General features: G+C 33.2%; 3 protein-coding genes. 1 reads left to right on the top strand and 2 read right to left on the bottom strand.

The window, feature by feature from the left end; genetic code table 11:
• Window positions 1-24 precede the first annotated feature (24 nt).
• Together ACJML3_RS01065 and ACJML3_RS01060 are read right to left on the bottom strand one after the other, a co-directional pair.
• Window positions 25-921 (bottom strand): carbohydrate kinase, encoded by an 897-nt coding sequence (locus ACJML3_RS01065; protein WP_406019860.1) that lies wholly within the window; start codon window positions 919-921, stop codon window positions 25-27.
• 15 nt (window positions 922-936) lie between these two features.
• A complete protein-coding gene (locus ACJML3_RS01060; RefSeq protein WP_406019858.1) occupies window positions 937-1,935 on the bottom strand; it encodes a LacI family DNA-binding transcriptional regulator in 999 nt (332 codons plus the stop codon).
• Between the two features lie 370 nt (window positions 1,936-2,305).
• On the opposite strand from ACJML3_RS01060, the gene ACJML3_RS01055 reads away from it, so the two are divergent.
• A partial coding sequence (locus tag ACJML3_RS01055) for an MFS transporter (protein ID WP_406019856.1) occupies window positions 2,306-2,935 on the top strand: 630 nt, incomplete at its 3' end.

Here is a 2,935-nt window from a genome sequence, read left to right as displayed (position 1 = left end):
CTATAAATACCATGAGTTAGAATATCAATCAAACATCGAATAAGGAATTTCAGGCATTGCACCTTTTTTAGTACATACAAATGCAGCAACTTTTACTGCAAGGACATGTGCTGTTTTAAGATCTGTTCCTTTCATAAGCTGACTTACAAGTGTAGCTGTAAAAGAGTCACCTGCACCAACTGTATCTACAGCTTTTACCTTTAATGTATTCTGAACAGATTTTTGATCATTTAAATAAACAGTGCTCTGTTTTGCACCTTCTGTATAGATAAAACAGAAAATATCCATTGATTTTAGATATTCAAAATAATTATCAGGATTTACCTCTTTTATACCTGCAATACTACAAAGATATGGCAATTCATCATCATTGCACTTTACAATTTCACTTCTTTGTAATGATCCTTCAATAATTTCCTTTGTATAAAAATCACCTCTAAGATTTACATCAAATACTCTTAAACAGTCCTTTTTTGTCATATCCAAAAGACGCATGATTGCCTTATGAGACTTTTGATTTCTCTGAGCAAGTGTTCCAAAGCAAATCATATCTAGTGTACTTACCATTGCACACATTTCATCATTCACATTGATATTGTCATAAGCTGTATCAGATGCAAATGTATAGTTTGGAATTCCTTTATCAGATAAGGTAACATTGACAGTTCCTGTTGGTCTGTCAGATACACTTAACAGTGCAGGTAAGAACTTCTTTGCAAGAAGATCACGAGATAGAAAGCCTAGTGCATCCTTTCCAACAGAGCTTATTACAGCAGCTTCAATACCATTTTGTCTGCAGTGAAAGGCAAAATTAGCTGTTGCACCACCAATCTTTGGTCCTGTTGGATATACATCAAACAGAACTTCTCCAAGACCTGCACATTTAATTCTTTTGTTTTTATAAACTGAAAAATTCAACATTTTAATCTCCATATGTTATATGGCTGCTGTTGATGCTCTTGTTAAAAGCATTGACTGCAGACAAACCTGCTCTACCTTTGAATTTTCACCTGTTATCCTTTTTATAAGATTATTTGCAGCAATTGAGCCTATCTGCTCTACTGGCTGAACAACAGCTGTTACGGGGGGATTAAAGAATCTGCACCACCTACTGTCACCGTAAGATATTACACTTACCTCATCTGGTATTTTTATTCCTTTAAGATTGAGTGCATATACAATTCCTGAAGTTATTGCAATGTTTGCACCTATAATTGCAGTAGGTCTTCTTGATCTGTCTCTCATCATCAGAAAATTGGTTTTCTCAAATGCTCCGATATATAGATCTTCATATGCCTTTGATGATAAAGAAATAATTTCTACTTTGTCCTTACCGCTTTGCAGTGCACCTTTACATCTTTGAGAAAAGGTATAAACACTCTGATCTCCACTTATAAAGGCAATTTTTTTATGATTTAATGATGTCAGATAATCAACTGCAAGTGATGCACCATATACATTATCTTCTGTTACGCAATCAGCATTATCTACATCAAAACATCTGTCAATCTGAATGACCGGTATATCAAGATTAGTCTGTAAAAAGGATTGAGTGAATTTCTCTGTTGGCATAACTACAAGACCGCAAATACCGATATCAAGCCACTGTCTTAAGAGTTTATTTTCAATAAGTGGATCTTCATAGGAAGTGCCTAAAATTACGGAATAGTCATTTGCACTGAACACATCCATCAAAGCTTTTACAAGAATATTGTTAAAAGTATTTGAGATATCAGCAACAATGATGCCAATTGTTTTAGATCTTTGTGAAGCAAAAGCGTCTTGTCTTAATTTTGAAATGTATCCTAGTTCCTGAGCTTTTTTCAAAACAAGATTTCTTGTCTTTATAGAAATCATCTTTGGATTTTTTAATGCTCTTGATACTGTTGATGGTGATATATCAAGTTCTTTTGCAATATCTGTTATTGTTGCCATAGTCGCACTCCTTAATGTTCTTTTTCATTATAGAAAGTAAAAAAAAACAAAAAAAGAAGGACTTTTTCAAAATGAAGCAAAACTAGCATAGTTTTATGCAAAATTTTGCATAAATGTTATTAAAAGAGAGAAAACTTTCAAAAAAAATAAACACACCTTAAATTCATAACAAATATTTATCAAATATTTCATATAGTTATTTATTTTTATTTAAAAATACAAAATAATTCATTGCACTTAAGAACAAATTTAAATCAGTAATTATATTATGCAAATTTTTGCATAACACTATGTGAATACATCACATTTTTCTTTTCATGAATTAACTGATAATTAAAACAGACATTCATACAAATATGAGGATTTTTATATGAACTATCGACTCTTTTTCTTTGCAGTTACATCTGCACTTGCAGGTTTTCTGTTCGGATTTGATACAGTCGTGATCTCTGGTGCCGAATCTAAGATTCAGCAGTTATGGTCACTTTCAGGAACAGCTCATGGACTTGCAATTTCTGCTGCACTTTGGGGTACCGTTTTAGGCTCTCTTTTTGGAAATATTCCTGCAACAAAATTTGGCAGAAAAAATACACTTATTACAAATGGAATTCTTTTCCTGGTAGGTGCTCTAGGATCTGCAGTTGTAAATGATGTATATTCATTCTTTCTATTCAGATTCATTGGCGGTATTGGCATAGGCATGTCAACTGTTGCTGCACCTCTTTATATTTCTGAAATTGCGCCAAAAGAACACAGAGGCAAACTGACCGGTCTTTTCCAGTTCAATATCGTATTCGGTATTCTTATGGCATTCTTCTCAAACTATGTTATAGGTTCACTGTGTGATGAGTCTACAGCATGGAGATATATGCTAGGTATTCAGATTCTGCCAGCTTTTGTTTATACAATGATGTGTCTTTATATTCCTGAATCACCAAGATATCTTATCATTCAGAAAAATCAGCTTGCTGAGGCTATCAGAGTTTTCAAGACAATAAGT

Origin of the sequence: Succinivibrio sp., assembly GCF_045124615.1 — a bacterium.
In the GTDB taxonomy this organism is placed as follows: Bacteria; Pseudomonadota; Gammaproteobacteria; order Enterobacterales; family Succinivibrionaceae; genus Succinivibrio; species Succinivibrio faecicola.
Note: the sequence above shows the minus strand (reverse complement) of the source record. Positions and strands in the feature narration are given on the sequence as shown.

Excerpts from the sequence above, each read along its gene's own strand:
- ACJML3_RS01060 (WP_406019858.1), bottom strand. The coding sequence starts at position 1,935 with ATGGCAACAATAACAGATATTGCAAAAGAACTTGATATATCACCATCA.
- ACJML3_RS01065 (WP_406019860.1), bottom strand. The coding sequence starts at position 921 with ATGTTGAATTTTTCAGTTTATAAAAACAAAAGAATTAAATGTGCAGGT.